Origin of the sequence: Pseudomonas sp. GM48 (assembly GCF_000282335.1) — a bacterium.
Lineage (GTDB): Bacteria > Pseudomonadota > Gammaproteobacteria > Pseudomonadales > Pseudomonadaceae > Aquipseudomonas.
On the sequence record NZ_AKJM01000035.1, the window covers coordinates 21,170 to 46,501 of the forward strand.

A 25,332-nucleotide genomic window follows, 5' to 3' on the forward strand; every position below is an offset into this window, starting at 1 on the left:
TATTCCTTTGGGAGTGATGGCCGATAAGTGTAGGTGTGTGGGTCGATGGGTCAACGAGCATGCCCGGCCCTGATAGCCAGCCATAAGCTTGTGCTTGCATGGCGGGTCGTTATGCTAGGCCGCAAACCGGATAAGGAGTGAATTGTGAAAGCGTGGATCATGTTGTTGCTGGCCCTGTCTCTGCCTGTGGCAGCAGTGGCCGAAGAAGCCAAAGAAGATGCAGCACCGAAGGTCAGCTACATCACCCTGAGCCCGCCGTTCGTGGGTAACTACGGGCTGGACGGCACGCCGAAACTCAAAGTCTACAAGGCTGATGTGGCATTGCGGGTGACCGGTGACGAAGCTGCCAAGGCAGTGAAGGCCAATGAGCCGTTGATTCGCAATCAACTGGTCGCGCTGTTCGCCCAGCAGACCACCGAGACGATGAACAACGTCGAGGCCAAGGAAAAGCTGCGTCAGGAAGCCCTGAAACAGACCCAGCAGGTGATGAACGATGAAACCGGCAAGCCGGTGATTGAGGATCTGTTGTTCAACAACCTGATTATTCAGTAAGTCTTCTAGCGCCTGTACCGGCCTCTTCGCGAGCAAGCCCGCTCCCACATTTGAAATGCATTCCAATGTGGGAGCGGGCTTGCTCGCGAAGAGGCCAGTCCAGGCGATAAATCACTCAAGTCTTTAAGGCGATCACCGTCGCCCACTGCTCCGGCGTCACCGGCATCACCGAAAGCCGCGAGCCTTTCTGCACCAGTGGCATCTCGGCCAGTGCAGTCTGCTGCTTCAGGTAATCCAGTTTCAGCACCCGGGCAAACGTTTCGACATGCGCGACATCGATCGCACTCCAGGCGTTTTTGTCCGGGGTGGCCTTCGGGTCAAAATAATGGCTCTGCGGCTCCAGTGCCGTCGGGTCCGGATACGCGGCTTCGACAATCCTGCCGACTCCGGCGATGCCCGGCTCAGGGCAGCTGGAATGATAGAAAAAGAACTCATCCCCCACTGCCATGGCCCGCAGGAAATTGCGTGCCTGATAGTTGCGAACCCCGTCCCAGCGCGCTTTGCCGAGCTTCTCCAGCCCCTTGATCGAGAGCTCGTCGGGCTCGGATTTCATCAGCCAATAGGCCATGTCTTTTGCTCCTTGCGTGGTGATTGAGCAGCTTATCGGCAATTTTATGACAAACCGACAGTCGGTTGACGTCAGCATTTGCGCAGCGGTTCACGTTGTCGCAAAATGCCGGCCTTTAAAGCTTGACGCTGCTGCACGGCCAACAAACGGAAACCGCTGCTGTCATCGTGTTGATATGCCTTTGGGGGGCAATCGATGAAACGCAAACCGGATTTACTATGGATTCTGGTCATTTTATTTGGCCTTGGCGTCGTGACCACTGGCTATGCCCAAAGCCTGTGGGCCAACAAGACCGATGCGCCGGTCGAGCTCGCGCAATTGCAGCAACAGTCGACAGCCTTCAAGCGCTGATCCTGTTGTTTCGGCGCCGCTGATCGAAGTGGCGCCTAGCCTGCGTAATACCAGGCCTTGTCCGTCACCGTTCCTTGCAGCGGCACATCCCAGCTCGCCTGAGCCAATCGCCCCACTTTCTGACATTCATGGGCCAGCCCCAATAGCGTCGGCTTGCGCCAGCCGTTTCGTCGCGCCAGGTAGGCCAGGCTCCGATCGTAGAAGCCACCCCCCATCCCCAGGCGTCCGCCAACATCGTCAAAACCCACCAATGGCAACAGCACCAGATCCAGCGCCCAAATCTTGCGCTGCCGTGCGATGTTTGCCCGTGGTTCAAGAATACGGAAGCGGTTGGGTTTGAGTTTCTCTCCGGGCCGGATGCGCTGGAACACCATTTTGGTTCGCGGCCAGGCACTCAGCACCGGTAGATAGGTGGCCTTGCCCCGGCGTTGCGCGGCACGCAGCAACAGGCGCGGATCGATTTCACCGTCGGTCGGCAGGTAGAGCGAGATGTGTCTGGCGCGGCGGAACAGCGGTTGCTGGGCCAATTGCTTGTACAGCCCGCGAGCAGCCCGGCGCTGCTGACTGGGTGTCAGTGCGCGGCGGGCCTTGCGCAGCATGCGTCGAAGTTGCGGGCGGGGAAGCAGCGCAGGTTCGGTCATGGATTCGGGCTTCGGCAGGGCAGGTACATAAATCGTACCCGTAAAAACGCCGATGCCGGTATTTAAACCGGCATCGGACTGGAATCAGGCTCCCCGAATGTGTCGCTGTCGACTTAGCCCTTGAACCCGAAAGTTCAAGGTGGAAGATGCAGTAAGCTTTAAGGCTTTCCGTCTAGCGGACATGCACACCAGCCCAACGTGCAACTTCCAGGGTATAGCAAATCGGCTCAGGGACATCGCCAACTGGCAAGCACCCCAGGGAGTGAAGGCAGTATACCGCAAGCGGCGACGTGAATCAGCCTTTGGTGACGTCCGGATCGGTGGCGAGCGCCAGATCGACGCGATCGAGCAGGTCGCGCACCTGTTCGCGGGTCGAGCCGCTGGCCTGGATATCCGGGCGCTCTTCCTTGTGCAGCAGGTCATGGGTGATGTTCAGCGCAGCCATCACGGCGATGCGGTCGGCGCCAATGACTTTGCCGCTGCTGCGGATCTCGCGCATCTTGCCGTCCAGATAACGGGCGGCGCTGACCAGATTGCTGCGCTCTTCCTGAGGACAGATGATCGAATACTCTTTGTCGAGGATCTGCACGGTGACGCTATTGCTTGAACTCATGAGTCTTGCTCCAGGGCCTTGAGGCGCGAAATCATCGATTCGACCTTACGCCGGGCGATTTCGTTTTTTTCAATGAGGTGCGCGCGTTCCTCGCGCCAGGTCTTTTCCTGAGCTAGTAAGAGTCCATTTTGACTCTTAAGTTGCTCGACTCGGGTAATCAGTAGTTCGAGTCTGGCCATCAGCGCTTGCAGATCGGTGTCTTCCATTGTGTTCACTGTCTGATGGGGGGCGGACTGTAGGAGCGAGCTTGCTCGCGATGAACCCGAGAACGCCGCGGAGTGTCAGGTACCCAGCGTTATCGTTGGCGACCATCGCGAGCAAGCTCGCTCCTACAGGGGTAGTCGATGTAGGATACAAGGCCTTCATTCTAGACATAGCGCCGTCTGGCGCCTAGCTGCCCATGACCATTCAGAATTCCCCGTACCAAGCCTTCGCCACCCTGCTGACTTCCAGTGGTCACAATGTCTCGCCTGCCGAACTGCACGGCCTGCTGCTCGGCCGCAGCTGCGCCGGCGCCGGTTTCGATGCCGAAGGCTGGCTGATCGACGCCGCCGAACTACTCGAAAGCGAGCCACAGGACAATGTTCGCAGCGCCCTGATCGGCCTGCAAGAGATGGTAAAAGGCGAGCTCACCGGCGATGACGTGACCGTCGTGCTGTTGCTGCCGACCGACGACGCGCCGCTGACTGATCGCGCCGCTGCGCTGGGCCAATGGTGCCAGGGTTTCCTCAGCGGTTTCGGCCTGAACTGCCGTGACAGCAGCGCCCTGAGCACCGAGGCCACCGAAGTGCTGCAGGACCTGGCGGCCATTTCCCAGGTGCAAGACGCGCTGGAAGAGTCCGACGACGGTGAAAACGACTACATGGAAGTCATGGAGTACCTGCGCGTCGCACCGCTGTTGCTGTTCTCCGAGACCAAAAAAGACGTGCCGGCCGCCGCCAAACCGTCGCTGCACTAATCGTTTGCCAGGGAACGCCATCTGCCCATGATCCATATCCCGAAATCGGAATACAGCCGTCGCCGCAAGGCCCTGATGGCGCAGATGGAACCCAACAGCATTGCCATCCTGCCCGCCGCCGCGGTGGCCATTCGTAACCGCGACGTCGAGCACGTTTACCGTCAGGACAGCGACTTCCAGTACCTCAGTGGTTTTCCCGAGCCCCAGGCTGTACTGGTGTTGATACCGGGCCGGGTGCATGGGGAATACATTCTGTTCTGCCGCGAGCGCAATGCCGAGCGCGAGCTGTGGGATGGCCTGCGTGCCGGGCAAGAAGGCGCGATCCGCGACTTCGGTGCTGACGACGCCTTTCCAATCACCGATATCGACGACATCCTGCCGGGTTTGATCGAAGGCCGTGACCGGGTGTATTCGGCCATGGGCAGCAACCCCGAATTCGACCGCCACCTGATGGAGTGGATCAACGTGATCCGCTCCAAGGCCAACCTCGGTGCCCAGCCGCCGAACGAATTCGTTGCCCTGGATCATCTGCTTCACGACATGCGCCTGTATAAATCGGCGGCAGAAGTGAAGGTGATGCGCGAGGCAGCACGGATTTCCGCCCGGGCGCATGTGCGGGCGATGCAAGCCTGTCGCGCCGGGTTGCACGAGTTCAGCCTGGAAGCCGAGCTCGATTACGAGTTCCGCAAGGGTGGGGCGAAGATGCCGGCCTACGGGTCGATCGTCGCGGCGGGGCGCAACAGCTGCATCCTGCATTACCAACAGAATGACGCGACGCTCAAGGACGGTGACCTGGTGCTGATCGACGCCGGTTGCGAGATCGACTGCTACGCCAGCGACATCACCCGGACCTTTCCGGTCAGCGGCAAGTATTCAGCGGAACAGAAAGCGATTTACGAATTGGTGCTGGCTTCCCAGGAGGCCGCCTTTGCCGAAATCGCCCCGAACAAAAACTGGAACCAGGCGCATGAAGCGACGGTCCGGGTCATAACGGCCGGGCTGGTCAAGCTCGGGCTGCTCCAGGGCGACGTTGACGAACTGATCGCCAGCGAAGCCTACAAAGCGTTTTACATGCACCGCGCCGGTCACTGGCTGGGCATGGATGTGCATGACGTCGGCGAGTACAAGGTCGGCGGCGAGTGGCGCGTGCTGGAAGTCGGCATGGCGCTGACCGTGGAGCCGGGGATCTACATCGCCCCGGACAACCAGAATGTGGCGAAGAAATGGCGCGGCATTGGCGTGCGCATCGAGGACGACGTAGTGGTCACCAAAACCGGCTGTGAAATATTGACGGGCGGCGTGCCGAAAACCGTCGCCGAGATCGAGGCCCTGATGGCCGCCGCGCGGACACAAGCGGCATGAGTCGAGTCAATCTGGCAATCATCGGTGGCGGCCTCGTTGGTGCGAGCCTGGCGCTGGCCTTGCAGGCCGGCGCCAAGGCCCGAGGCTGGAAGATCGTGCTGATCGAGCCGTTCGCCCCTGGCGATACGTATCAACCAAGTTACGATGCCCGCTCTTCGGCGTTGTCCTTTGGCTCGCGGCAGATTTATCAACGGCTAGGCGTCTGGCAGGAAGTCTCCCGTCGCGCCGAGCCGATCAAGCAGATTCATGTTTCCGACCGTGGGCGCTTCTCCACCGCCCGATTGTCGGCGATGGAAGAGGGTGTTCCAGCGCTGGGTTATGTCGTTGAAAACGCCTGGCTCGGCCAATGCCTGTGGCAAGGCCTGGACAAGGACGTGATCAGTTGGCGCTGTCCGGCGGAAGTCACCCGCATGGAGCCGCTGACCGATGGCTATCGCCTGACCCTAAACGATGAAACCACCCTGGAGTGCGATCTTGCGGTACTCGCCGATGGCGGTCGTTCCGGCCTGCGTGAGCAACTGGGGATCGGCATCCGCAAGCGTCCGTACAACCAGAGCGCACTGATCGCCAACATCACCCCAAGTGAGTCTCACAACGGCATGGCCTTCGAGCGTTTCACCGACGAAGGCCCGATGGCGTTGCTGCCGCTGCCGGAAAACCGCTGCGCGCTGGTCTGGACCCGCCTGGGCATGGACGCGCAACGCCTGGCGGCCCTCGATGAGCGCAACTTCCTCAGCGAGTTGCAGGGTGTGTTCGGCTATCGTCTCGGCACGTTGAAACAGGTCGGTGCGCGGCATCTGTATCCGCTGACGCTGGTCGAGGCCGAGGAGCAGGTACGTCCGCATCTGGCGGTCCTCGGCAACGCGGCACACAGCCTGCATCCGATCGCAGGCCAAGGGTTCAATCTGTCCCTGCGCGATGCCCAGGCCCTGGCCGATGCCTTGCTCGCCAGCGAAAAGCCCTTGGGCGACTTCGCCACGTTGCAAGCCTATCGCGAACGCCAGCGTCTCGATCAGAACCTCACCGTAGGCTTCTCCGATCGGGTCACGCGCCTGTTCGGCAGTACCCAGCCGCTGGTGTCCCTGGGGCGTAACATCGGCTTGCTCGGGCTCGATCTGTTGCCACCGGCCAAACGCTGGTTTGCCCGGCAGGCGATGGGCCTGGGTACCCGTCCAGATGCGTAACTGGTTGATCCTCCGGTTCGGCAAGGCGCGATTGATAAAAATACCTGCCGCAATTGCAGGTCGACATTCATGACGGCGCCGGCCACCCTGGCGCGGGTCGGGAAAACCCTTTACGTGCGGCTCAAGCCGCAAGAGAGACAGGCTTAAAGCATGGAAATGCGTGCAGATCTGCTGATTGTCGGAGCCGGAATGGTCGGCAGCGCCCTGGCGCTGGCGTTGCAGAACAGCGGGCTGGAAGTCCTGCTGCTGGACGGCAGCCCCATGAGTGTCAAACCCTTCAACGCTCAGGCCGCGTTTGAGCCTCGCGTGAGCGCCTTGTCGGCTGCCAGCCAGCGGATTCTCGAACGCCTTGGCGTCTGGGACGGCATCGCCGGGCGGCGCAGCAGCCCCTACACCGACATGCAGGTCTGGGATGGCAGCGGCACCGGGCAAATCCACTTCTCGGCGGCCAGCGTGCACGCCGAGGTGCTGGGGCATATCGTCGAAAACCGAGTGGTCCAGGATGCCTTGCTTGACCGCTTGCACGACTGTGACCTGGGGTTGCTGGCCAATGCACGGCTGGAACAGATGCGCCGCTCCGGCGATGACTGGCTGCTGACCCTGGCCGATGGCCGCACCCTGCGCGCACCGCTGGTGATCGCGGCGGATGGCGCCAACTCGGCAGTGCGGCGCCTGGCCGGGGTCGCGACCCGCGAATGGGATTATCTGCACCATGCCATCGTCACCAGCGTGCGTTGTGCCAAACCGCATCAGATGACAGCCTGGCAGCGCTTTACCGACAATGGTCCGTTGGCGTTTCTGCCACTTGAGCGCGACGGACAACAGGATTGGTGTTCGATCGTCTGGTCGACCACGCCCGGCGAAGCCGAACGTCTGATGGCGATGGATGAGCAAGGCTTCTGCAAGGAGCTGGAGCGGGCCTTCGAAGGTCGGCTCGGCGAAGTGCTGAGCGCCGACCCGCGCCTGTGTGTGCCCCTGCGCCAGCGGCATGCCAAGCGATATGTGGCTGAAGGCCTGGCATTGATCGGCGACGCCGCCCACACCATTCACCCGTTGGCCGGGCAGGGTGTGAATCTCGGATTCCTCGATGCCGCCGTACTGGCCGACGTGTTGCTGCAAGCGGCAACCCGTGGCGAACGCCTGGCGGATGTGAAAGTCCTCAGCCGTTACGAGCGTCGGCGCATGCCCCACAACCTGGCGCTGATGGCGGCGATGGAAGGCTTCGAGCGGTTGTTCCAGGCGGATCCGTTGCCGGTGCGCTGGTTGCGTAACACCGGGTTGAAAATGGTTGAGAAAATGCCCGAAGCCAAGGCGTTGTTCGTGCGTGAAGCGCTGGGGTTGACCGGGGATTTGCCGGCACTCGCCAAGCCCTGATTTCTGCGTTGAGGTTGCTGGCCTCTTCGCGGGCAAGCCCGCTCCCACAGGTTTTTTGGTGTACACAAAATTGATGTTTCACACCGGCCACTGTGGGAGCGGGCTTGCTCGCGAAGGCGTCAGCACGAGCACCGAAAATTCCAGGCGGCGCAACATCTGGTAACTCCTCCGCGAACGGGTTCGATTGAGAAGCTAAATGTGAGTCCTTATCATTTGCCCTCATTTTTCAATCGAGAGACCGCTCCCATGTTGGCACCGAAGCGTCTACTGACTGCACTGGCCCTGACCCTGATCGGCAGTACCGCCGCCCAGGCTGCTGACGAGGTGGTGGTCTACTCCTCGCGTATCGACGAACTGATCAAGCCAGTGTTCGATGCCTACACCGCCAAGACCGGCGTGAAGGTGAAGTTCATCACCGACAAGGAAGCGCCACTGATGCAGCGGCTCAAGGCCGAGGGCGCGAATACGCCGGCCGACCTGCTGCTCACCGTCGATGCCGGCAACCTCTGGCAAGCCGAGCAGATGGGCATCCTCCAGCCGTTCACCTCGAAAACCATCGACGCCAACATTCCGCTGCAATACCGGGCAGCCTCTCATGCCTGGACCGGCCTGAGCCTGCGGGCCCGGACCATCGCTTACTCCACTGATCGGGTGAAGCCAGGTGAGTTGACCACCTACGAAGCGCTGGCCGACAAGCAGTGGGAAGGCCGCCTGTGTCTGCGCACGGCGAAAAAGGTCTATAACCAGTCCCTGACCGCGACCATGATCGAAGTGCACGGCGCCGACAAAACCGAGGAAATCCTCAAGGGCTGGGTCAAGAACCTGTCCACTGACGTGTTCTCCGACGACACCGCCGTGCTGGAAGCGATCAATGCCGGCCAGTGCGACGTCGGTATCGTCAACACCTACTACTACGGCCGCCTGCACAAGCAGAAGCCAGACCTGCCGGTGAAGTTGTTCTGGCCGAACCAGGCTGACCGTGGCGTACACGTCAACCTGTCGGGTATCGGCCTGACCCAACACGCGCCACACCCGGAAGCGGCCAAGGCCCTGGTGGAGTGGATGACCACCCCTGAAGCGCAGAAAATCTTTGCCGACGTGAACCAGGAGTTCCCGGCCAACCCGGCGGTGGCGCCTTCCGAGGAAGTGGCGGCCTGGGGCAAATTCATTGCCGATACCTTGCCGGTGGAAATTGCCGGCAAGCGTCAGGCTGAGGCGATTCGCATGATGGATCGGGCGGGCTGGAACTGAGTCGATTTACTGTTGCTGGTAAGTCAGGGTTGAACACGATCCCTGTGGCGAGGGAGCTTGCTCCCGCTTGAGTGCACGGCACTCACAAAAATCTGCGCGGCTTGTCCGCGTTTTGGGGCTGCTACGCAGCCCAGCGGGAGCAAGCTCCCTCACCACAAACAGGGTGCGAACTGAATTTCTAGAGAACTCCCTTGGCCCATCCCGCCCAACGCCGTTGGTATCCAGTCGTCTTCGCCATCGCTGCGCTGGTCCTGTTGCCCCTGAGCGTCCTGCTGCTTTCCTGGCAAACCATCGACGCTCAAATCTGGTCCCACCTGTGGGGCACGCAAATGCCGCGTCTGCTGGGCAACACGTTGACGCTGGTACTCGGTGTCGGTGCGGGTGTCACCCTTTTGGGTGTCAGCCTCGCCTGGCTGACCAGTCTCTGTGAATTCCCCGGCAGGCGCTGGCTGGACTGGGCATTGATGCTGCCTTTCGCGATTCCGGCTTATGTGCTGGCGTTCGTGTTTGTCGGCCTGCTGGATTTCGCCGGGCCCGTGCAAACCCTGCTGCGCGAGTGGTTCGGTAGTGGTCTGCGGCTGCCGCGCGTGCGCTCCACGGGCGGGGTGATTCTGGTGCTGGTGCTGGTTTTCTATCCCTATGTGTACTTGTTGGCCCGTACGGCCTTCCTGGCCCAGGGCAAAGGCCTGATGGAAGCGGCGCGGGTCCTTGGTCAATCGCCCTGGCAAGCGTTCTGGCGGGTAGCTCTGCCCATGGCGCGGCCAGCCATTGGAGCGGGCGTGGCATTGGCGCTGATGGAAACCCTGGCGGATTTCGGCGCAGTGTCGGTGTTCAACTTCGATACCTTCACCACGGCCATCTACAAGACCTGGTACGGTTTTTTCAGCCTGTCCTCCGCTGCGCAACTGGCCAGCCTGTTACTGCTGGTGGTGATGCTTGTGCTGTACGGCGAGCGGCGTGCTCGCGGGGCCAACCGGGCGGGCAACGAGCGACCACGGGTCAAGGCGCTGTATCACCTGCGAGGCGTCAAGGCGCTGGCAGCCATGACATGGTGCGGGCTGGTGTTTGCCTGCGCCTTTGTCATTCCTATGCTGCAACTGATGGTGTGGTTCTGGCAGCGTGGGCGCTTCGATCTCGACGAACGTTACGCCGGGCTGATCGCCCATACCTTGTACCTGGGGGCGATGGCGGCGTTGATCACTGTAAGCGTTGCCTTGTTGCTGGCGTTTGCCCGACGACTGGCGCCCACCCGCGTCATTCGTTCCGGGGTCAGTCTGGCCAACCTCGGTTACGCCTTGCCGGGCTCGGTGCTGGCAGTGTCGATCATGCTGGCGTTCAGTTACCTGGATCGTGAACTGGTCATCCCGCTCTCGAGCTGGCTCGGGGGCACGGGCAAACCGCTACTGCTCGGTAGTCTGGCGGCGTTGCTGCTGGCGTATCTGGTGCGCTTCATTGCGGTGGCCTACGGGCCACTGGAAAACAGCCTGGCGCGTATACGGCCATCTTTGCCCGAAGCGGCACGTAGCCTGGGCGTCAGTGGGCCACGACTGTTTTTCAAAGTGTATCTACCATTGTTGTTGCCCGGCACGTTGAGCGCTGCGCTGCTGGTGTTCGTCGACGTGCTCAAGGAAATGCCCGCGACCCTGCTGATGCGCCCGTTTGGCTGGGACACGCTGGCGGTGCGGATCTTTGAAATGACCAGCGAAGGCGAATGGGCGAGGGCGTCTTTACCGGCATTGACCCTGGTGCTGGTCGGGCTGTTGCCGGTCATCGGATTGATCCGGCGCTCGGCACATCGAAACAGCTAGGTGTCAGTCCTACACCTTGCGGCTACAATGCGCGGCATTCGGTGCGGTCCGTCTGACAGACCAGGTAGCTGAAATCGGCTAAAGGCCCTTTGTTTCAAGGCCTTCAGTTCGTGCAGCGCTTGTCCGCACCTTCGCCACGCCCGGAAGGAGAAACCCATGGGACAGCGTACGCCTCTGTATGACCTTCATCTCGCACTCGGCGCGAAGATGGTCGATTTTGGCGGTTGGGACATGCCTCTGCATTATGGATCGCAGGTCGAGGAACACCACCAGGTGCGCCGCGATTGCGGTGTCTTTGATGTGTCCCACATGACCGTAATCGATGTCTGTGGCTCCCAGGCCAAAGCCTGGCTTCAGCATTTGCTGGCCAATGACGTCGAACGCCTGCACAGCCCTGGCCGTGCGTTGTACAGCGCCATGCTCAACGAGCAGGGCGGGATCGTCGACGACATGATCGTCTACCGCCTCGATGAGGGTTATCGCCTGGTGGTCAATGCCTCCACCCGCGATCAGGACATGGCCTGGATGCAAGCCCGTCTCGACGGTTTCGACGTGCAAATCAGCGAACGTTCCGAGTTGGCGATGCTGGCCATCCAGGGCCCTCAGGCCCGGCAAAAAATTGCCGAACTGGTAACCCAGTCCCGCAGCAACCTGATCCAGCTCCTCAAGCCCTTCGAAGGCCTGCCCGACGGTGACTGGTTCATCGCACGCACCGGTTATACCGGCGAAGACGGCCTGGAAATCATTCTGCCGGCCGATCAGGCGCCAGGCTTTTTCAACGATCTGGTCGGTGCCGGGATTTCTCCCATCGGCCTTGGCGCGCGGGATACCTTGCGGGTCGAAGCCGGCATGAACCTTTACGGCCAGGACATCCAGCAGGATGTTTCACCGTTGGCCTCCAACATGGCCTGGAGCATTGCCTGGGAACCTGCCACCCGGCAGTTCATCGGGCGCAAGGCGCTGGAAACCGAGCAGGCTGCCGGCGTACAGCACAAACTGGTCGGTCTGGTCCTTGAGGAGCGCGGGGTTTTGCGCGCTCATCAGGTGGTCCGCATCGCCGATGTTGGCGAAGGGGAGATCACCAGTGGTAGTTTCTCTCCTACGCTAAGCAAGTCGATTGCACTGGCGCGCGTGCCGATGGCAACTGCCGACCGCGCTGAAGTGGAAATCCGTGGCAAGTGGTACCCGGTTCGGGTGGTCAAACCGACCTTCGTACGCCACGGCAAAACCTTGATCTAATCTTTTCTGGCGGGAATGCCCGCCGACTATTTTCCTGAGGACACAGAACATGAGCGATATCCCTGCCGACCTGCGTTTTGCCGAAAGTCACGAATGGGCACGTCTGGAAGCCGATGGCACCGTCACCGTGGGCATCAGCGATCACGCGCAGGAAGCGCTGGGTGATGTGGTGTTCGTCGAATTGACTGAAGTCGGCAACGTGTTTGCCGCTGAAGATCAGGCCGGTGTCGTTGAATCGGTCAAAGCCGCTTCCGACATCTACTCCCCGATTGCCGGTGAAGTGATCGCGGTCAACGAAGACCTGAGCGCTTCGCCGGAACTGCTCAACAGCGACCCGTACGGCGCGTGGATCTTCAAGCTCAAGCCAAGCAACACCGCCGATCTGGAAAAACTGCTGGATGCCGCCGGCTACAAGGCTGCCATCGGCGAATAAGCCTGACGCAACATCCCAAAGCCCCGATCCGTCGGGTAATGCTGTTCACTTAAGGACGAACACTGAATCTGTGGCGAGGGAGCTTGCTCCCGCTGGGGCGCGAAGCGGCCCCTCCTTTTCTCTAAAGAGCAGGGGACTGCTGCGCAGTCCAGCGGGAGCAAGCTCCCTCGCCACAGGTTGTTTATTGTTCGCTCTATCTCTTAAGTGAGCAGCATTACCATCCGTCGGGGCTTTTTCATTGCAGGCTCAGGCGTCGCGCAAAACCGCTTTCACGGCAGCCACCGAACGCTCGACATCCGCTTTGCTCATCGCCGTGAACATCGGCAGCGAGACAATCAGCCGGCCGACCCGCTCGGCGATCGGGAACATGCCCTCCTTGAAACCGCGTTCGCGGTAAAGGCTCAACAGGTGAATCGGCGGGTAGTGATAGCCGATCCCGACACCCAGCGCCTGCATCTGCTCCATGAACGTCGCCCGTGCCGGTTTGCCATCTTTGCGTTCCGGTAGTACCAGCTGGAACAAATGCCAGTTGCTTTGGGTGAAATCCGCCGGAGGCAATTGCGCCCCGTACTGCGTTTCGAAATCCTCGCCAAAGCAGGCGAAGTAATGCCGTGCGAGGTCACGGCGATGAGCGGTGATGGCTTCGATATGAGCAAATTGCCCAAGGCCAATGGCCGCCGCGACGTCGGTCATGTTGAATTTGCCACCCAGCACGTCGACGTCCAGGCCATCGAAGCCGTTGCGGGTCACGCCCTGCAGCCGGTATTTCTCCGCCAGTCGTACCTCTTCGGCCGTATTCAACACCAGGCAACCGCCCTCGGATGAGGTGACGTTTTTGTTCGCCTGGAAACTGAAGGAGACGAAATCCCCCGTCGAGCCAATGCGCTGGCCGTTCCAGCTGGAACCCAATGCCTGGGCCGCATCTTCGACAATCCGCAGGCCGTGCTTTTTCGCCAGGGCGTACAAACGCGTCATGTCCACGGGCAGCCCGGCGAGGTACACCGGGATGATGGCTTTGGTGCGGGGGGTAATCGCCGCTTCCAGTTGATCCAGATCGATATTGCGCGTCACCGGGTCGATGTCGGCAAACACCGGGGTGGCGCCGACTTCCAGGATGACGTTGGCGGTGGCCACCCAGGAAATCGGCGTGGTGATCACTTCATCGCCCGGCCCGACCCCGGCAATACGCAAGGCGATTTCCATGGTGCAGGTGCCGGAATTGAAGGTACGCACCGGGCGCCCGCCAAAATACTCCGAGAGTTGCGCTTCGAAGGCCTGGACTTTTGGGCCGCTGGTAATCCAGCCCGAGCGTAATACGTCGCCAACGGCGGCGATCGTGGTTTCATCGATGGTGGGTTTGGAAAACGGCAGGAAAGGCAGTTGGCTCATGGATACAGTCACCCGATCAGCGGACATTTAGAGAGGCGCCGGACATGATGATCCGGATTGGTCGAGCGCGCCACGTCATCCATGCGGATATCGACTGCTATGCTGGTTTGACCGTGTTGCATCGACGCTGAGCGCCAGTCAAGAGAGAGCCCGTCATGTCCCAGTTGCCGTCCCTGAGCCAGTTACGCGACCCCAATGCCTTTCTTCGCCGCCACCTAGGACCCGATGCCGCCGAGCAACAGGCGATGCTCGATAGCCTCGGCCTCGGCAGCCGGGTCGAATTGATCGAGCAAACCGTGCCACCAGGCATTCGCCTCAACCGGGCGCTGGACCTGCCCCCGGCACTCGATGAAGAGGCCGCGCTAGCCAAGCTGCGTGGTTATGCCGAGCAGAATCAGGTCTGGACCAGCCTGATCGGCATGGGCTACCACGGCACCCTCACACCGGCCGTCATTTTGCGTAACGTGCTGGAAAATCCCGGTTGGTACACCGCGTACACACCCTATCAACCGGAGATCGCCCAAGGGCGGCTCGAAGCGCTGCTGAACTTCCAGCAACTGACCATCGACCTGACCGGCCTGGAACTGGCCAGTGCCTCGCTGCTCGATGAAGCCACCGCCGCGGCGGAAGCCATGGCCCTGGCCAAGCGGGTCGCCAAGTCCAAAAGCAACCTGTTCTTTGTCGACGAAAACTGCCACCCGCAAACCATTTCCGTGGTGCAGACCCGCGCCGAAGGTTTCGGCTTCGAGCTGATCGTCGACGCTGTGGATAACTTGAAGCAGCACCAGGTGTTCGGCGCGCTGCTGCAATACCCCGACACTCACGGCGAAATCCACGACCTGCGGCCGCTTATTGATCATCTGCACGCGCAACAGGCCCTGGCCTGTGTCGCCACGGATTTGCTGAGTCTGTTGTTGCTGACCCCGCCGGGTGAACTGGGCGCCGATGTGGTGTTCGGCTCGTCCCAGCGATTTGGCGTGCCCATGGGCTACGGCGGGCCTCACGCGGCATTTTTTGCCAGCCGCGATGAGTACAAGCGAGCGATTCCCGGGCGGATCATCGGTGTTTCGAAAGACGCGCGGGGCAACATCGCCCTGCGCATGGCCCTGCAAACCCGCGAGCAACATATCCGCCGGGAGAAGGCCAACTCCAACATCTGCACGGCCCAGGTGCTACTGGCCAATATCGCCAGTTTCTATGCGGTCTACCACGGCCCGGAAGGGCTCAAGCGGATCGCCCAGCGGGTTCATCGGTTGACCTGCATCCTTGCTGCCGGGCTTGAGCGCAACGGTATCACCCGGGTCAACCGGCACTTCTTCGACACCCTGACCCTGGAAGTCGGCGGAGCCCAGACCGCCATCATCGAAAGTGCCCGGGCCGCGCAGATCAACCTGCGCATTCTCGGGCGCGGACAACTGGGCTTGAGTCTCGACGAGGTCTGCGACGAAACCACGGTGGCGAAGCTGTTCGATGTGTTTCTGGGGGCCGATCACGGGCTCAGCATCGAGGACCTGGATGCCGAAGTCTTGCCTGGTGGAATTCCTGAAGGGCTGGCGCGAACTTCGCCTTATCTGCGCCATCCCGTGTTCAGCGCCCATCACAGCGAAACCGAGATGTTGCGCTACCTCAAGCAACTGGAAAACAAGGACCTGGCGCTCAATCAATCGATGATCCCGCTGGGCTCCTGCACCATGAAGCTCAACGCCACCAGCGAGATGATCCCGATTACCTGGCCGCAGTTCGCCAACCTGCATCCGTTCGCGCCCAGGGAACAGGCTGCCGGTTATGGGCTGATGATCGAAGAACTTGAGCGCTGGTTGTGTGCGATCACCGGTTTCGACGCGATCTGCATGCAACCCAACTCCGGTGCTCAGGGCGAATACGCCGGGCTGCTGGCGATCCGCAAATACCATGAGAGCCGGCAACAGGGCGGCCGCGATATTTGCCTGATTCCTTCGTCGGCTCACGGCACCAACCCCGCGTCGGCGCAAATGGCCGGGATGCGCGTGGTGATCGTCGAGTGTGACGAGGCGGGCAACGTCGACCTGGAGGACCTCAAGGAAAAAGCCGCGCAGGCCGCCGACAAACTCGCCTGCCTGATGGCGACATACCCTTCGACCCACGGGGTGTATGAAGAAGGCATCAGCGAAATCTGTGAGGTGATCCACCTGCACGGTGGTCAGGTGTACATGGATGGCGCCAACCTCAATGCCCAGGTCGGGCTGGCGCGGCCGGCGGATATTGGCGCCGATGTCTCGCACATGAACCTGCACAAGACCTTCTGCATTCCCCATGGTGGTGGTGGGCCGGGCATGGGGCCGATTGGTGTTCGGGCGCATCTGGCGCCGTTCGTGGCCAACCATCCGGTGGTGCCGATCGACGGGCCGCATCCGCAAAATGGCGCCGTCAGCGCAGCGCCCTGGGGCAGTGCAAGCATTTTGCCGATCAGCTGGATGTACATCGCGATGATGGGGCCGCAACTGGCGGACGCCAGCGAAGTGGCGATCCTCTCCGCGAATTACCTGGCGCGGCATTTGTCCGGTGCCTTCCCGGTGCTCTACACCGGGCGCAACGAGCGGGTGGCGCACGAATGCATCCTCGACCTGCGACCGCTCAAGGCGTTGACCGGCATTACCGAAGAGGACGTGGCCAAGCGCCTGATGGACTACGGCTTCCATGCCCCGACCATGTCGTTTCCCGTACCGGGGACGCTGATGGTCGAACCGACCGAAAGTGAATCGAAGGCCGAGCTGGACCGGTTCATCGGGGCGATGCTGAGCATCCGCGCGGAAATCAACGAGGTGCAAAACGGTAACTGGCCGGCTGAAGAAAACCCGCTGAAAGGTGCGCCGCATACGTTGGCCGATATCACCGGCGTGTGGGAGCGGCCGTACAGCATCGTTCAGGCGGTCACGCCGGATGCGCACACCAAGGCTCACAAATACTGGCCGGTGGTGAACCGGGTGGACAATGTGTATGGGGACCGGAACCTGTTTTGTGCATGTGTGCCGGTCGACGACTACCGCTGACATTTCCGGGTGTACATAACCCCTGTGGGAGCGGGCTTGCTCGCGAAGGCGTCGTGTCAGCCAGATTTATGCTGAATGACACACCGCTTTCGCGAGCAAGCCCGCTCCCACAGGGAGGTTCGGTGAACGTGGGATTTGTGTTCGCCGGGCAAAAAAATGCCGCTCATGTGAGCGGCATTTTTTATGCGGGGAATACTTAGTCAGAAGCTACGGCATTCTTGGCCAGGATCGCGTTCGCCAGTTCCATGTCCGTGGCCTGCAGGCCCGGGTTGTCGGTGCGGACTTTCTGCATGGCCGCTTCCAGGTACGGACCGCGGATCCCGCCGTCACTGGCGACGAAGCTGCTGGCGTCGTCCTGGGCCGCGACGATCAGCTTGTGATCCTTGGAAGTCAGATAGCTCGAACCGGTGGTTGCGCCGGACGTAAGAACGTTACGCCAAAAAGTATCGGCCATCGCTGAACCGACAGGCAGGGACAACAGGGCGACGGTAGCGACAGCAAGTTTGAAACGCATGAAAGGGTGACTCCACTGGGTTAACTACGCGGTTGGATTGCCAACCCCCAATCGAGTTCCGTGGTCGCCTATTCCGCCGTTTCGACCAGCAGGATCGCGCCTTGCTGGCCGACCACCCGCACGCGGCTGCCAGTGGCGGCGTCCGGCCCGCGGGCCATCCATACGCCGTCGGCCACCTTGATTTTGCCGCGACCGTCGACAATCGCTTCATACACCACGAAGGTTTTGCCGATCAGCTCCTGGCCGCGCAGATTCAGGTGTGGCTGATCGCTCGGGCGTACTGCCGTGCGCTGACGCCGCCACCAATACAACGCGGTAGTGATCGACAGCAGGCCGAACAACAGAAACTGCCATTCCCAGGACAGGCCCGGCAGGAAGAAGGTCAGGACGCCCACGGCTGCCGCCGCCATGCCGATCCACAACAGGTAGCCGCCGGCGCCGAACACTTCAAGAATCAACAGTACCGTGCCCAGCGCCAACCAGTCCCAGAACGAAAGATGCTGCAAAAATGCCCACATGGCGTGCCTCAGGCTTTTTTGTTATCGAAAGTGGCCTTGACGATTTCGCCAATGCCACCCACTGCGCCGATCATCGAGCTGGCCTCAAGCGGCATCAGGATCACTTTGCTGTTGTTGGCCGAAGACAACTTGCCCAGCGCATCGATGTATTTCTGCGCCACGAAGTAATTGACCGCTTGCACGTTGCCACTGGCGATGGCTTCGGACACCACTTTGGTGGCCTGGGCTTCTGCCTCGGCTTGCCGCTCGCGGGCCTCGGCCTCCAGGAATGCGGCCTGACGACTGCCTTCGGCTTCGAGGATCTGCGCCTGTTTCTTGCCTTCGGCGGTCAGGATCGCTGCGGCGCGCAGACCTTCGGCCTCAAGGATCTGTGCGCGCTTGATCCGTTCGGCTTTCATCTGCCCTGACATCGCCGCCATCAGGTCGGCGGGTGGGCTGATGTCCTTGATCTCGATCCGGGTGATCTTGATGCCCCACGGCGCGGTCGCTTCATCGACAGTGCGCAGCAGTTTTTCGTTGATCCCGTCACGCTGGCTGAGCATGGCGTCGAGCTCCATCGAGCCGAGTACCGTACGGATGTTGGTTTGCAGCAGGTTGCGAATGGCGTGTTCGAGGTTGTTGACCTCGTAGGCAGCCTGGGCCGTGTTGACCACCTGGAAGAAGCACACGGCGTCGATTTGCACCGTGGCGTTGTCGGCGGTGATGACTTCCTGTGGCGGAATATCCAGCACGCTTTCCATCACATTCATCTTGCGCCCGATGCGGTCCATGACCGGAATGATGACGTTCAGCCCCGGTTTGAGTGTGTTGGTGTAGCGCCCGAAACGCTCGACGGTCCATTCAAAGCCCTGGGGCACGACCTTGAAACCCATGAAAAGAATGGCGACCACCAGGCCGACAAAAAGCAAAAGCACGCTACCGATCTGCATAACGATTCCTTGTTGATGTGTGGAGTTGCATTCGCTGGAGTGTAGCGCTCCCGGGTAAGAACAGCGGGGGCTCAGTTCTGCTCGCTCTGGGGTGTCACTCGCAGAACCTCCTCGATGGTCGTCAGCCCGGCGGCGACTTTTTGCGCCCCGGACAGGCGCAGGCTGCGCATGCCTTCCTTGAATGCCTGGCGCCGCACGGCCAGCAGATCGGTGTCGGGACTGATCAACGCTTTGATGCCATCGCTCAGTTGCATGATTTCGTAGACCCCGGCGCGACCGTGATAACCGGTGTCGCGGCATTCCAGGCAGCCCATGGCGCGCTGGGCATTACCCGGCAAGGGTGCTTGCCAGGGCCGGGTCAGGGTTTGCCAGTCGCCTTCGCCCAGCGTCAGCGGCGCCTTGCAGTGCGGGCACAGGGTTCGCACCAGGCGCTGGGCCATGACGCCGAGCACCGTGGCCTTGATCAGGTAGTGCGGCACGCCGAGCTCCAGCAGGCGGCTGATGGCGCCAGGCGCATCGTTGGTGTGCAGGGTCGACAGCACCAGGTGCCCGGTGAGCGCAGCCTGGATTGCCATCTCCGCGGTTTCGAGGTCGCGGATCTCGCCGATCATGATGATGTCCGGATCTTGCCGCATCAGTGCGCGCACGCCGGCGGCGAAGGTCAGGTCGATGTTGTGCTGGACCTGCATCTGGTTGAACGCCGGCTCGACCATTTCAATCGGGTCTTCGATGGTGCAGAGGTTGACCTCCGGCGTCGCCAGTTTTTTCAGGGTGGTGTAGAGGGTGGTGGTCTTGCCCGAACCCGTCGGCCCGGTGACGAGGATGATGCCGTGGGGCTGGCGGGTCATGTCCTGCCAGCGGCGCAGGTCGTCGGCGGAAAACCCGAGCTGGTCGAAGTCCTTGAGCAGGACTTCCGGGTCGAAGATGCGCATGACCATTTTTTCGCCGAAGGCTGTCGGCAGTGTCGACAAACGCAGTTCGACTTCGCCTCCGTCCGGGGTCTTGGTTTTCACCCGGCCGTCCTGGGGTTTGCGTTTCTCCGCGACATTCATGCGCCCCAGGGTTTTCAGGCGGCTGACGATGGCCATGGTGACCTGGGGCGGGAATTGATAGACGTTGTGCAGCACGCCGTCGATGCGAAAGCGCACCGTGCCTTGCTCGCGCCGGGGTTCGATGTGGATGTCGCTGGCGCGTTGCTGGAACGCGTACTGGAACAACCAGTCTACGATGTTGACGATGTGTGCGTCGTTGGCGTCCGGCTCCTGGTCGCTGGCGCCGAGGTTGAGCAACTGTTCGAAGTTGCCCGGGGTACTGACCTGCGGGTCGGCGCTGTTCGCCCCGGTGACCGACTTGGCCAGGCGAAAGAACTCGACGCTGAAGCGCTGGATGTCCACGGGGTTGGCCACTACACGCTTGACTGGCAACTTGAGCACGTGGGTCAGGTCAGCCTCCCAGCCGCTGACATAGGGCTGGGCGCTGGCCACGGTCACCGCATCACGGTCGATCGATACCGCGAGGATTTTGTGGCGCTGGGCGAAGGCATAGGACATCAGCGGTGTTACGGCCGCGACGTTGATTTTCAGTGGATCGATGCGCAGGTAAGGCTGGCCGGCCTGCCGGGACAGCCACAGCGTCAGGCTTTCGAGGTCCAGCTGTTTGCCGGGACGGCTGAGGTCGTCCAGCTGTTGGCTGGCGATGAACTCCAGCGGATGCATCTGGCCATGGGCGGCGTTGCGGCGCCGGGCATTGAGCGCGTGTTCGGCCGAATCCTGGCTGAGAAAGCCCTGGGCGACCAGTTCGCGCAGCACATCATTGAGATCCAGCCAGCGGTCCTGAAGGGCGAGTTGTGCGGACATGCGGGCTCCTATTGAACGACAGTCCGCAAAGGATAGCCGTGGCCCGGCTGACCGTTGGGCCACTACTCGACGAAGCCGTTTCGGGGTTTTTCAGCCCAACGCTTGAGCCGCTTCGGCCCACGCAGAATCAGCCTCTTGCAGCTCCACCGAGCAGACGCTGATCAGGTTACGAAGTTTTTCCGCAATCACCTGCGCGCGGTGCCAGCTCAAACCGTCGATGACGATCTCGATGGTCAGCCAGTCTTCCTGGCGCTGCACGTTGACCTGTTCCGGCGTGAGCAATTGCAAGGCGAACAGGTTGAGGGCGCGACACAGCAGGTCGGGTTCTGCCTCGGCCAGCATTTGATAGCGAGCCCGGCAGTGGGCGTTGCTGATGTTCCAGACATCGGCGCGAGTGGGCGGGGTGTTCACGGCTTCGAGATACGGCATGGTCAGGCTCCAAAATCATTGGAGAAATATTTACATCCTGTACCGGGTATTTCTTCTCTATGATTGGAAAAATGACAGGAATGTAGAATCAATCAATTCGCGTATTGATCAATAAAAGGTTTTTTTATGCAGAGCGAACTGGACAGTTACGACCGCAAGATTCTCGCCTTGCTGCAAGAGGACGCTTCGCTCTCCAGCGCGCAGATCGCCGAGCAGGTGGGCCTTTCGCAATCGCCGTGCTGGCGGCGGATTCAGCGGATGAAAGAGGAGGGCATCATTCGTGGCCAGGTGACCTTGCTCGACCGCAAGAAGGTCGGCCTGAACACGCAGATTTTCGCGGAGGTGAAACTCAATGCCCACGGGCGTTCGAACTTCACCGAATTCACCGAGGCGATCCGTGGTTTTCCGCAAGTGCTGGAGTGTTATGTGCTGATGGGAGCGGTGGACTTCCTGTTGCGGATTGTCACGGCGGACATCGAGGCTTACGAGCGCTTCTTCTTCGAAAAGCTGTCGATGGTGCCGGGGATTCAGGAGGTCAATTCGATCGTGGCGTTGTCGGAGATCAAGTCGACCACCAGTTTACCGGTCTGAGATTTTACGGAGAGCTTGCGGGCCTCATCGCGAGCAGGCTCGCACACACGGGTTGCGGTGTACGCATAGCTCCTGTGGGCGCGAGCCCGCTCCCACAGGTTTAGGTGTTGTACTTCAGACCGCCATCGGCGCAGTCATTGGCGCGTGGTGTTCGTAGTCTTCCAGCGAAAAATCGCCCGGCTCCACCAGCTCCAGCCATTCCGGCTGGTACACGCCGGTCTTGGCAAACTCCGGCACACGGTCGGCAATCACCAGTTTCGGCATCGGGAACGGCTCGCGCTTGAGCTGTTCGTTGAGCATGTCCAGGTGGTTCTCGTAGACGTGCGCATCGCCGATGAAATAGGTGAACCAGCGCGGCGTGTAACCGGTCAGGCGCCCGATCAGGCTCAGCAGTGCAGCGCCTTCGGTCAGGTTGAACGGTGTGCCCAGGCCCAGGTCGTTGGAGCGGATGTAGAGGGTCAAGGAAATCTCTTTGGTCTCGACATTCGGGTGGAACTGGTACAGCAGGTGGCACGGCGGCAGGGCCATTTCATCAAGCTGCGCGCAGTTCCAGCCGTGGAACAGGATACGGCGGCTGCCCGGGTCCTTGATGATGGTGTCGACGCACTGGCGGACCTGGTCGATGGCCTTGTACAGCACCACGTAGGCCTGACCGTCTTCTTCACCTTCGGCGATCTGGCGGTATCCCTGTTTCAGGGTTTGCTCGATGGCGGCCTGGTTGCTGACCGGGATCTGCTTGTACGCCGGCCATTTGCGCCATTGCACGCCGTAGATCTCACCAAGGTCGTCTTCGCCCTGACGGAACGGGTTGGCCAGCCACTGGGCGTTTTCGTTGGCGTTCTGGTCCCAGACCTTGCAGCCCAACGCACGGAATTCGGCCGCGTTGTTCACGCCACGCAGGAACCCGCACATTTCGCCGATGGCCGATTTGAACGCCATCTTGCGCGTGGTGATCGCCGGGAAACCTTCCTGCAGGTCATAACGCAGCATCGCGCCGGGAAAACTGATGGTGTTCACGCCGGTACGGTTGGCCTGCTTGGTGCCGTTCTTGATGACGTGGGCGACCAGTTCGAGATATTGCTTCATGAGTTACCTGTGTCCTTGAACCCGCAGCCATCGCTGCGGGGTTCGAATTTTATACGGCTGCCGCTGGAGTTGCCGGGGCGCGGTGATATGCCAGCCAGATCAGGACCAGGCCGCCGACGATCATCGGCAGGCACAGCACCTGGCCCATGGTCAGCCAGTTCCAGGCCAGATAGCCCAATTGCGCGTCCGGCACACGGACAAACTCGACGATGAAACGGAAGATGCCGTAGAACAGCGCAAACATCCCGGAGACCGCCATGGTCGGCCGTGGCTTGCGCGAGAACAGCCAGAGGATCAGGAACAGCGCCACGCCTTCGAGGGCGAACTGGTACAGCTGCGATGGGTGACGCGGCAACTGCGCCGGGTCGCTGAACGGCGGGAAGATCATCGCCCACGGCACGTCGGTCGGCTTGCCCCACAGCTCGGCGTTGATGAAGTTGCCGATTCGTCCGGCACCCAGGCCAATCGGCACCATTGGCGCAACGAAATCCATCAACTGGAAGAACGACTTGTTGTTCTTTTTACCGAACCACAACGCCGCCAGCATCACGCCGATGAAACCGCCGTGGAACGACATGCCGCCCTTCCACACTTCGAAAATCAGCGTCGGGTTGGCGAGGTACGCGCTCAGATCGTAGAACAGCACATAACCCAGTCGCCCGCCGACGATCACCCCCATCGACATCCAGAACACCATGTCGGAGAGTTTTTCCTTGGTCCAGGTCGGGTCGAAACGGTTCAACCGGCGGGACGCCAGCAGCCAGGCGCCGCCGATGCCGATCAGGTACATCAGGCCGTACCAGTGGATTTTCAGCGGACCGATGGCCAGGGCCACCGGGTCGATCTGCGGGTAAGGCAGCATTGCGACTCCTCGTTAGAGTTCAAATCTTAAAAATTCCCGGGCGACGCTGCCACCTCAGGATTAAGCCAGGATTGCGTTGCCCGTCAGAGCAGATGCTTCAGACTAGAAAGTTCAGACCGACGCAGAACAGCAAAGCGGCAAACAGCCTTTTCAGCAACTTTGCCGACAATCTGTGGGCCAATCGCGCACCCAGGCGGGCGAACACCATGCTGGTCAAGGCAATGCCCAACAGCGCCGGCAAATAAATGAAACCCAGACTATGGGCCGGGAGCAACGGATCGTGCCAGCCCAAAATCATGAAACTTAATGCACTGGCCAGGGCAATCGGCAGACCGCAGGCCGATGAGGTAGCCACTGCCTGCTGCATCGGCACGCTGCGCCAGGTCAGGAACGGCACGGTCAGCGAACCGCCGCCAATGCCGAAAATCGCCGAAGCCCAGCCAATCACGCTGCCGGCCACGGTCAGACCGAGTTTACCCGGCACGGTTCGGCTGGCCCTGGGTTTGAGGTCCAGTGTCAATTGCGCGGCGATCACCAACGCGAACACGCCGATGATTTTCTGCAGGTTCGGCCCGGAAATCGCCTCGGCGGTCAGTGCGCCGAACCCGGCACCGATCAGAATGCCGACGGTCATCCATACGAAGATCGGCCAACGCACGGCGCCGCGGCGGTGATGCTCACGGACCGCGTTGACCGAGGTGAAGATAATCGTCGCCAGGGAGGTACCCACTGCCAGATGCGTGAGGATCGACGGATCGAACCCTTGCGCTTTGAAACTGAACACCAGCACCGGAACGATAATGATCCCGCCGCCTACCCCGAACAGCCCGGCCAGCACGCCTGCGCAGGCGCCGAGCGCCAGATAGAGCAGAAATTCCATGGTCGTTCCCGCTCGCCTCCCCAAAACCGGAGCGGCATGGTAACGGATGCATGGCCTCAAGCTCCACTGTGCAAGGCGATGGATCGATGAGCGATGTCTGCGTAGAGTGGGCAAAAAACACACAAGGACAGCCTTATGTGCCTGATTGTTTTTGCCTGGCGCCCGGGTCATGCCCAGCCGCTGGTCGTGGCAGCCAATCGCGATGAGTTCTACGCCCGCCCCAGCCTGCCGCTGGCGCAATGGCCCGAAGCACCCCAGGTGTACGCCGGACGCGACCTGGAGGCCGGTGGTACCTGGCTCGGTGTCGGTGCCAACGGACGCTTTGCCGCGCTGACCAACATTCGCGATCCCCACCAGCCACCGGGGCGCAAGTCTCGTGGAGAACTGGTGGCGCGGTTTCTCACCGGGGAACTACCGATTGACGATTATTTGAGCGATGTTGTCGCACGTTCGTCGGAATATGGCGGCTTTAACCTGCTGGTTGGCAATGCCAACGAACTCTGGCACTTCAATGCCAGGGAATCTGAGCCTGTGATGTTGCCTGCCGGGGTTCATGGGCTGTCGAACGCCGGGCTGGATACGCCCTGGCCGAAACTGCTCAAGGCCAAAGCGGCGTTGAGAGAGGTGCTGGACGATCCGCAGCCTCAAGCATTGCTGGCCTTGCTCAGTGATTCGCAGCCAGCGCCGGTTGCCGAGTTGCCGGATACGGGGGTCGGCCTGGCCACCGAGACACTGCTATCGAGTGTGTTTATCGCCAGTCAGAGTTACGGGACGCGGGCCAGTACGGCGTTGATCGTGCAGGCGGATGGGACGCGGCATCTGGTCGAACGGAGTTTCGGGCCGTTTGGCGGGCATCTTGGGGAGGTGGAGATCAGGCTTTAGGGATGTGTAGTCTGACCTGCCGTCTTCGCGAGC

26 protein-coding genes and 1 other RNA gene are annotated in these 25,332 nt (G+C 61.0%); 13 read left to right on the top strand and 14 right to left on the bottom strand.

All coding sequences use genetic code 11. The annotated features are described in order from the left end of the window. The first annotated feature begins 144 nt into the window (after nt 1-144). The gene (locus tag PMI28_RS24390; protein ID WP_007982893.1) at nt 145-552 is read left to right on the top strand and encodes a flagellar basal body-associated protein FliL; all 408 of its coding nucleotides are present in this window, start codon (nt 145-147) and stop codon (nt 550-552) included. 115 nt (nt 553-667) lie between these two features. Here the strand turns inward: PMI28_RS24390 and PMI28_RS24385 are convergent, their stop codons facing one another. Further along, nucleotides 668-1,120, bottom strand: coding sequence for an EVE domain-containing protein (locus PMI28_RS24385; RefSeq protein ID WP_007982894.1), 453 nt, complete (start codon nt 1,118-1,120; stop codon nt 668-670). 195 nt (nt 1,121-1,315) lie between these two features. On the opposite strand from PMI28_RS24385, the gene PMI28_RS30725 reads away from it, so the two are divergent. After that, nucleotides 1,316-1,471: a hypothetical protein gene (locus PMI28_RS30725; protein ID WP_007982896.1), complete on the top strand. Its 156-nt coding sequence runs from the start codon at nt 1,316-1,318 to the stop codon at nt 1,469-1,471. Between the two features lie 35 nt (nt 1,472-1,506). Here the strand turns inward: PMI28_RS30725 and PMI28_RS24380 are convergent, their stop codons facing one another. The 4 genes from PMI28_RS24380 to PMI28_RS24370 all read right to left on the bottom strand — a co-directional run bounded on the left by PMI28_RS24380 (nt 1,507) and on the right by PMI28_RS24370 (nt 2,931). Beyond that, entirely contained in the window at nt 1,507-2,112 is a 606-nt protein-coding gene (locus PMI28_RS24380; protein WP_007982898.1) for a 5-formyltetrahydrofolate cyclo-ligase, read from the bottom strand. Nucleotides 2,113-2,198: 86 nt separating this feature from the next. Then, nucleotides 2,199-2,377: non-coding RNA, 6S RNA (gene ssrS / locus PMI28_RS29335), on the bottom strand. A 30-nt stretch (nt 2,378-2,407) separates the two neighbouring features. Continuing rightward, nucleotides 2,408-2,725 (bottom strand): cell division protein ZapA, encoded by a 318-nt coding sequence (locus tag PMI28_RS24375; protein WP_007982900.1) that lies wholly within the window; start codon nt 2,723-2,725, stop codon nt 2,408-2,410. Next, a complete protein-coding gene (locus tag PMI28_RS24370; RefSeq protein WP_007982902.1) occupies nt 2,722-2,931 on the bottom strand; it encodes a TIGR02449 family protein in 210 nt (69 codons plus the stop codon). Before PMI28_RS24370 ends, PMI28_RS24375 begins: the two co-directional genes overlap by 4 nt. Nucleotides 2,932-3,125: 194 nt before the next feature. Between PMI28_RS24370 and PMI28_RS24365 the strand changes: the two genes are divergently transcribed. The 8 genes from PMI28_RS24365 (at nt 3,126) to gcvH (ending at nt 12,334) form a co-directional block, all read left to right on the top strand. Further along, nucleotides 3,126-3,683 carry a YecA/YgfB family protein gene (locus tag PMI28_RS24365; protein WP_007982905.1) on the top strand — a complete coding sequence of 186 codons (558 nt, stop codon included), beginning with the start codon at nt 3,126-3,128 and terminating at the stop codon, nt 3,681-3,683. 27 nt (nt 3,684-3,710) lie between these two features. Beyond that, nucleotides 3,711-5,045 (top strand): Xaa-Pro aminopeptidase, encoded by a 1,335-nt coding sequence (pepP, locus tag PMI28_RS24360; protein ID WP_007982913.1) that lies wholly within the window; start codon nt 3,711-3,713, stop codon nt 5,043-5,045. Continuing rightward, complete coding sequence (ubiH, locus tag PMI28_RS24355) at nt 5,042-6,229, top strand: 2-octaprenyl-6-methoxyphenyl hydroxylase (RefSeq protein ID WP_007982915.1); 1,188 nt, start codon at nt 5,042-5,044, stop codon at nt 6,227-6,229. Before pepP ends, ubiH begins: the two co-directional genes overlap by 4 nt. A 156-nt stretch (nt 6,230-6,385) precedes the next feature. Further along, a complete protein-coding gene (locus PMI28_RS24350; protein ID WP_177318951.1) occupies nt 6,386-7,603 on the top strand; it encodes a 2-octaprenyl-3-methyl-6-methoxy-1,4-benzoquinol hydroxylase in 1,218 nt (405 codons plus the stop codon). A 246-nt stretch (nt 7,604-7,849) separates the two neighbouring features. Beyond that, on the top strand, nt 7,850-8,854 hold the full coding sequence (locus PMI28_RS24345) for an extracellular solute-binding protein (RefSeq protein WP_007982918.1): 1,005 nt from the start codon (nt 7,850-7,852) through the stop codon (nt 8,852-8,854). A 191-nt stretch (nt 8,855-9,045) separates the two neighbouring features. After that, complete coding sequence (locus tag PMI28_RS24340; RefSeq protein WP_007982920.1) at nt 9,046-10,662, top strand: ABC transporter permease; 1,617 nt, start codon at nt 9,046-9,048, stop codon at nt 10,660-10,662. Nucleotides 10,663-10,818: 156 nt separating this feature from the next. Beyond that, a complete protein-coding gene (gene gcvT / locus PMI28_RS24335) occupies nt 10,819-11,901 on the top strand; it encodes a glycine cleavage system aminomethyltransferase GcvT (protein ID WP_007982922.1) in 1,083 nt (360 codons plus the stop codon). Between the two features lie 49 nt (nt 11,902-11,950). Further along, a complete protein-coding gene (gene gcvH / locus PMI28_RS24330; RefSeq protein WP_007982924.1) occupies nt 11,951-12,334 on the top strand; it encodes a glycine cleavage system protein GcvH in 384 nt (127 codons plus the stop codon). A 246-nt stretch (nt 12,335-12,580) separates the two neighbouring features. Here the strand turns inward: gcvH and PMI28_RS24325 are convergent, their stop codons facing one another. Further along, nucleotides 12,581-13,723, bottom strand: coding sequence for a DegT/DnrJ/EryC1/StrS family aminotransferase (locus PMI28_RS24325; RefSeq protein ID WP_007982925.1), 1,143 nt, complete (start codon nt 13,721-13,723; stop codon nt 12,581-12,583). A gap of 155 nt (nt 13,724-13,878) precedes the next feature. On the opposite strand from PMI28_RS24325, the gene gcvP reads away from it, so the two are divergent. Continuing rightward, entirely contained in the window at nt 13,879-16,752 is a 2,874-nt protein-coding gene (gene gcvP, locus PMI28_RS24320; RefSeq protein ID WP_007982927.1) for an aminomethyl-transferring glycine dehydrogenase, read from the top strand. Nucleotides 16,753-16,948: 196 nt separating this feature from the next. Here gcvP and PMI28_RS24315 read toward each other — a convergent pair whose 3' ends face one another. The 5 genes from PMI28_RS24315 to PMI28_RS24295 form a co-directional block, all read right to left on the bottom strand. Then, nucleotides 16,949-17,266, bottom strand: coding sequence for a DUF2388 domain-containing protein (locus tag PMI28_RS24315; protein ID WP_007982929.1), 318 nt, complete (start codon nt 17,264-17,266; stop codon nt 16,949-16,951). A gap of 68 nt (nt 17,267-17,334) precedes the next feature. Further along, nucleotides 17,335-17,784 carry an NfeD family protein gene (locus PMI28_RS24310; protein WP_007982930.1) on the bottom strand — a complete coding sequence of 150 codons (450 nt, stop codon included), beginning with the start codon at nt 17,782-17,784 and terminating at the stop codon, nt 17,335-17,337. Between the two features lie 8 nt (nt 17,785-17,792). Continuing rightward, complete coding sequence (locus tag PMI28_RS24305) at nt 17,793-18,713, bottom strand: SPFH domain-containing protein (RefSeq protein WP_007982937.1); 921 nt, start codon at nt 18,711-18,713, stop codon at nt 17,793-17,795. Between the two features lie 71 nt (nt 18,714-18,784). After that, nucleotides 18,785-20,569 (bottom strand): GspE/PulE family protein, encoded by a 1,785-nt coding sequence (locus tag PMI28_RS24300; RefSeq protein WP_007982939.1) that lies wholly within the window; start codon nt 20,567-20,569, stop codon nt 18,785-18,787. Between the two features lie 90 nt (nt 20,570-20,659). Beyond that, on the bottom strand, nt 20,660-20,998 hold the full coding sequence (locus tag PMI28_RS24295) for a hypothetical protein (protein ID WP_007982940.1): 339 nt from the start codon (nt 20,996-20,998) through the stop codon (nt 20,660-20,662). A gap of 126 nt (nt 20,999-21,124) precedes the next feature. Here PMI28_RS24295 and PMI28_RS24290 point away from each other — a divergent pair, with 126 nt between their 5' ends. Continuing rightward, nucleotides 21,125-21,589: an Lrp/AsnC family transcriptional regulator gene (locus PMI28_RS24290; protein ID WP_007982941.1), complete on the top strand. Its 465-nt coding sequence runs from the start codon at nt 21,125-21,127 to the stop codon at nt 21,587-21,589. Nucleotides 21,590-21,703: 114 nt separating this feature from the next. Here PMI28_RS24290 and PMI28_RS24285 read toward each other — a convergent pair whose 3' ends face one another. The 3 genes from PMI28_RS24285 to PMI28_RS24275 form a co-directional block, all read right to left on the bottom strand. After that, a complete protein-coding gene (locus tag PMI28_RS24285) occupies nt 21,704-22,675 on the bottom strand; it encodes a thymidylate synthase (protein ID WP_007982942.1) in 972 nt (323 codons plus the stop codon). Between the two features lie 49 nt (nt 22,676-22,724). Then, a complete protein-coding gene (gene lgt, locus PMI28_RS24280; RefSeq protein ID WP_007976415.1) occupies nt 22,725-23,537 on the bottom strand; it encodes a prolipoprotein diacylglyceryl transferase in 813 nt (270 codons plus the stop codon). 97 nt (nt 23,538-23,634) lie between these two features. Continuing rightward, nucleotides 23,635-24,417: a sulfite exporter TauE/SafE family protein gene (locus PMI28_RS24275; RefSeq protein ID WP_007982943.1), complete on the bottom strand. Its 783-nt coding sequence runs from the start codon at nt 24,415-24,417 to the stop codon at nt 23,635-23,637. A gap of 135 nt (nt 24,418-24,552) precedes the next feature. On the opposite strand from PMI28_RS24275, the gene PMI28_RS24270 reads away from it, so the two are divergent. Next, nucleotides 24,553-25,299, top strand: a complete 747-nt coding sequence (locus PMI28_RS24270) for an NRDE family protein (protein WP_007982944.1) — start codon at nt 24,553-24,555, stop codon at nt 25,297-25,299. Nucleotides 25,300-25,332 lie beyond the last annotated feature (33 nt).

Bases quoted from the DNA above. Each gene is read 5' to 3' on its own strand.
- lgt (WP_007976415.1), bottom strand. From the start codon at position 23,537: ATGCTGCCTTACCCGCAGATCGACCCGGTGGCCCTGGCCATCGGTCCG.
- PMI28_RS24310 (WP_007982930.1), bottom strand. From the start codon at position 17,784: ATGTGGGCATTTTTGCAGCATCTTTCGTTCTGGGACTGGTTGGCGCTG.
- PMI28_RS24350 (WP_177318951.1), top strand. From the start codon at position 6,386: ATGCGTGCAGATCTGCTGATTGTCGGAGCCGGAATGGTCGGCAGCGCC.
- gcvT (WP_007982922.1), top strand. From the start codon at position 10,819: ATGGGACAGCGTACGCCTCTGTATGACCTTCATCTCGCACTCGGCGCG.
- ubiH (WP_007982915.1), top strand. From the start codon at position 5,042: ATGAGTCGAGTCAATCTGGCAATCATCGGTGGCGGCCTCGTTGGTGCG.
- PMI28_RS24270 (WP_007982944.1), top strand. From the start codon at position 24,553: ATGTGCCTGATTGTTTTTGCCTGGCGCCCGGGTCATGCCCAGCCGCTG.
- PMI28_RS30725 (WP_007982896.1), top strand. From the start codon at position 1,316: ATGAAACGCAAACCGGATTTACTATGGATTCTGGTCATTTTATTTGGC.
- PMI28_RS24300 (WP_007982939.1), bottom strand. From the start codon at position 20,569: ATGTCCGCACAACTCGCCCTTCAGGACCGCTGGCTGGATCTCAATGAT.
- gcvH (WP_007982924.1), top strand. From the start codon at position 11,951: ATGAGCGATATCCCTGCCGACCTGCGTTTTGCCGAAAGTCACGAATGG.
- PMI28_RS24305 (WP_007982937.1), bottom strand. From the start codon at position 18,713: ATGCAGATCGGTAGCGTGCTTTTGCTTTTTGTCGGCCTGGTGGTCGCC.
- PMI28_RS24325 (WP_007982925.1), bottom strand. From the start codon at position 13,723: ATGAGCCAACTGCCTTTCCTGCCGTTTTCCAAACCCACCATCGATGAA.
- PMI28_RS24275 (WP_007982943.1), bottom strand. From the start codon at position 24,417: ATGGAATTTCTGCTCTATCTGGCGCTCGGCGCCTGCGCAGGCGTGCTG.
- PMI28_RS24380 (WP_007982898.1), bottom strand. From the start codon at position 2,112: ATGACCGAACCTGCGCTGCTTCCCCGCCCGCAACTTCGACGCATGCTG.
- PMI28_RS24315 (WP_007982929.1), bottom strand. From the start codon at position 17,266: ATGCGTTTCAAACTTGCTGTCGCTACCGTCGCCCTGTTGTCCCTGCCT.
- PMI28_RS24290 (WP_007982941.1), top strand. From the start codon at position 21,125: ATGCAGAGCGAACTGGACAGTTACGACCGCAAGATTCTCGCCTTGCTG.
- PMI28_RS24345 (WP_007982918.1), top strand. From the start codon at position 7,850: ATGTTGGCACCGAAGCGTCTACTGACTGCACTGGCCCTGACCCTGATC.
- PMI28_RS24385 (WP_007982894.1), bottom strand. From the start codon at position 1,120: ATGGCCTATTGGCTGATGAAATCCGAGCCCGACGAGCTCTCGATCAAG.
- PMI28_RS24285 (WP_007982942.1), bottom strand. From the start codon at position 22,675: ATGAAGCAATATCTCGAACTGGTCGCCCACGTCATCAAGAACGGCACC.
- PMI28_RS24365 (WP_007982905.1), top strand. From the start codon at position 3,126: ATGACCATTCAGAATTCCCCGTACCAAGCCTTCGCCACCCTGCTGACT.
- PMI28_RS24370 (WP_007982902.1), bottom strand. From the start codon at position 2,931: ATGGAAGACACCGATCTGCAAGCGCTGATGGCCAGACTCGAACTACTG.
- gcvP (WP_007982927.1), top strand. From the start codon at position 13,879: ATGTCCCAGTTGCCGTCCCTGAGCCAGTTACGCGACCCCAATGCCTTT.
- PMI28_RS24375 (WP_007982900.1), bottom strand. From the start codon at position 2,725: ATGAGTTCAAGCAATAGCGTCACCGTGCAGATCCTCGACAAAGAGTAT.
- pepP (WP_007982913.1), top strand. From the start codon at position 3,711: ATGATCCATATCCCGAAATCGGAATACAGCCGTCGCCGCAAGGCCCTG.
- PMI28_RS24295 (WP_007982940.1), bottom strand. From the start codon at position 20,998: ATGCCGTATCTCGAAGCCGTGAACACCCCGCCCACTCGCGCCGATGTC.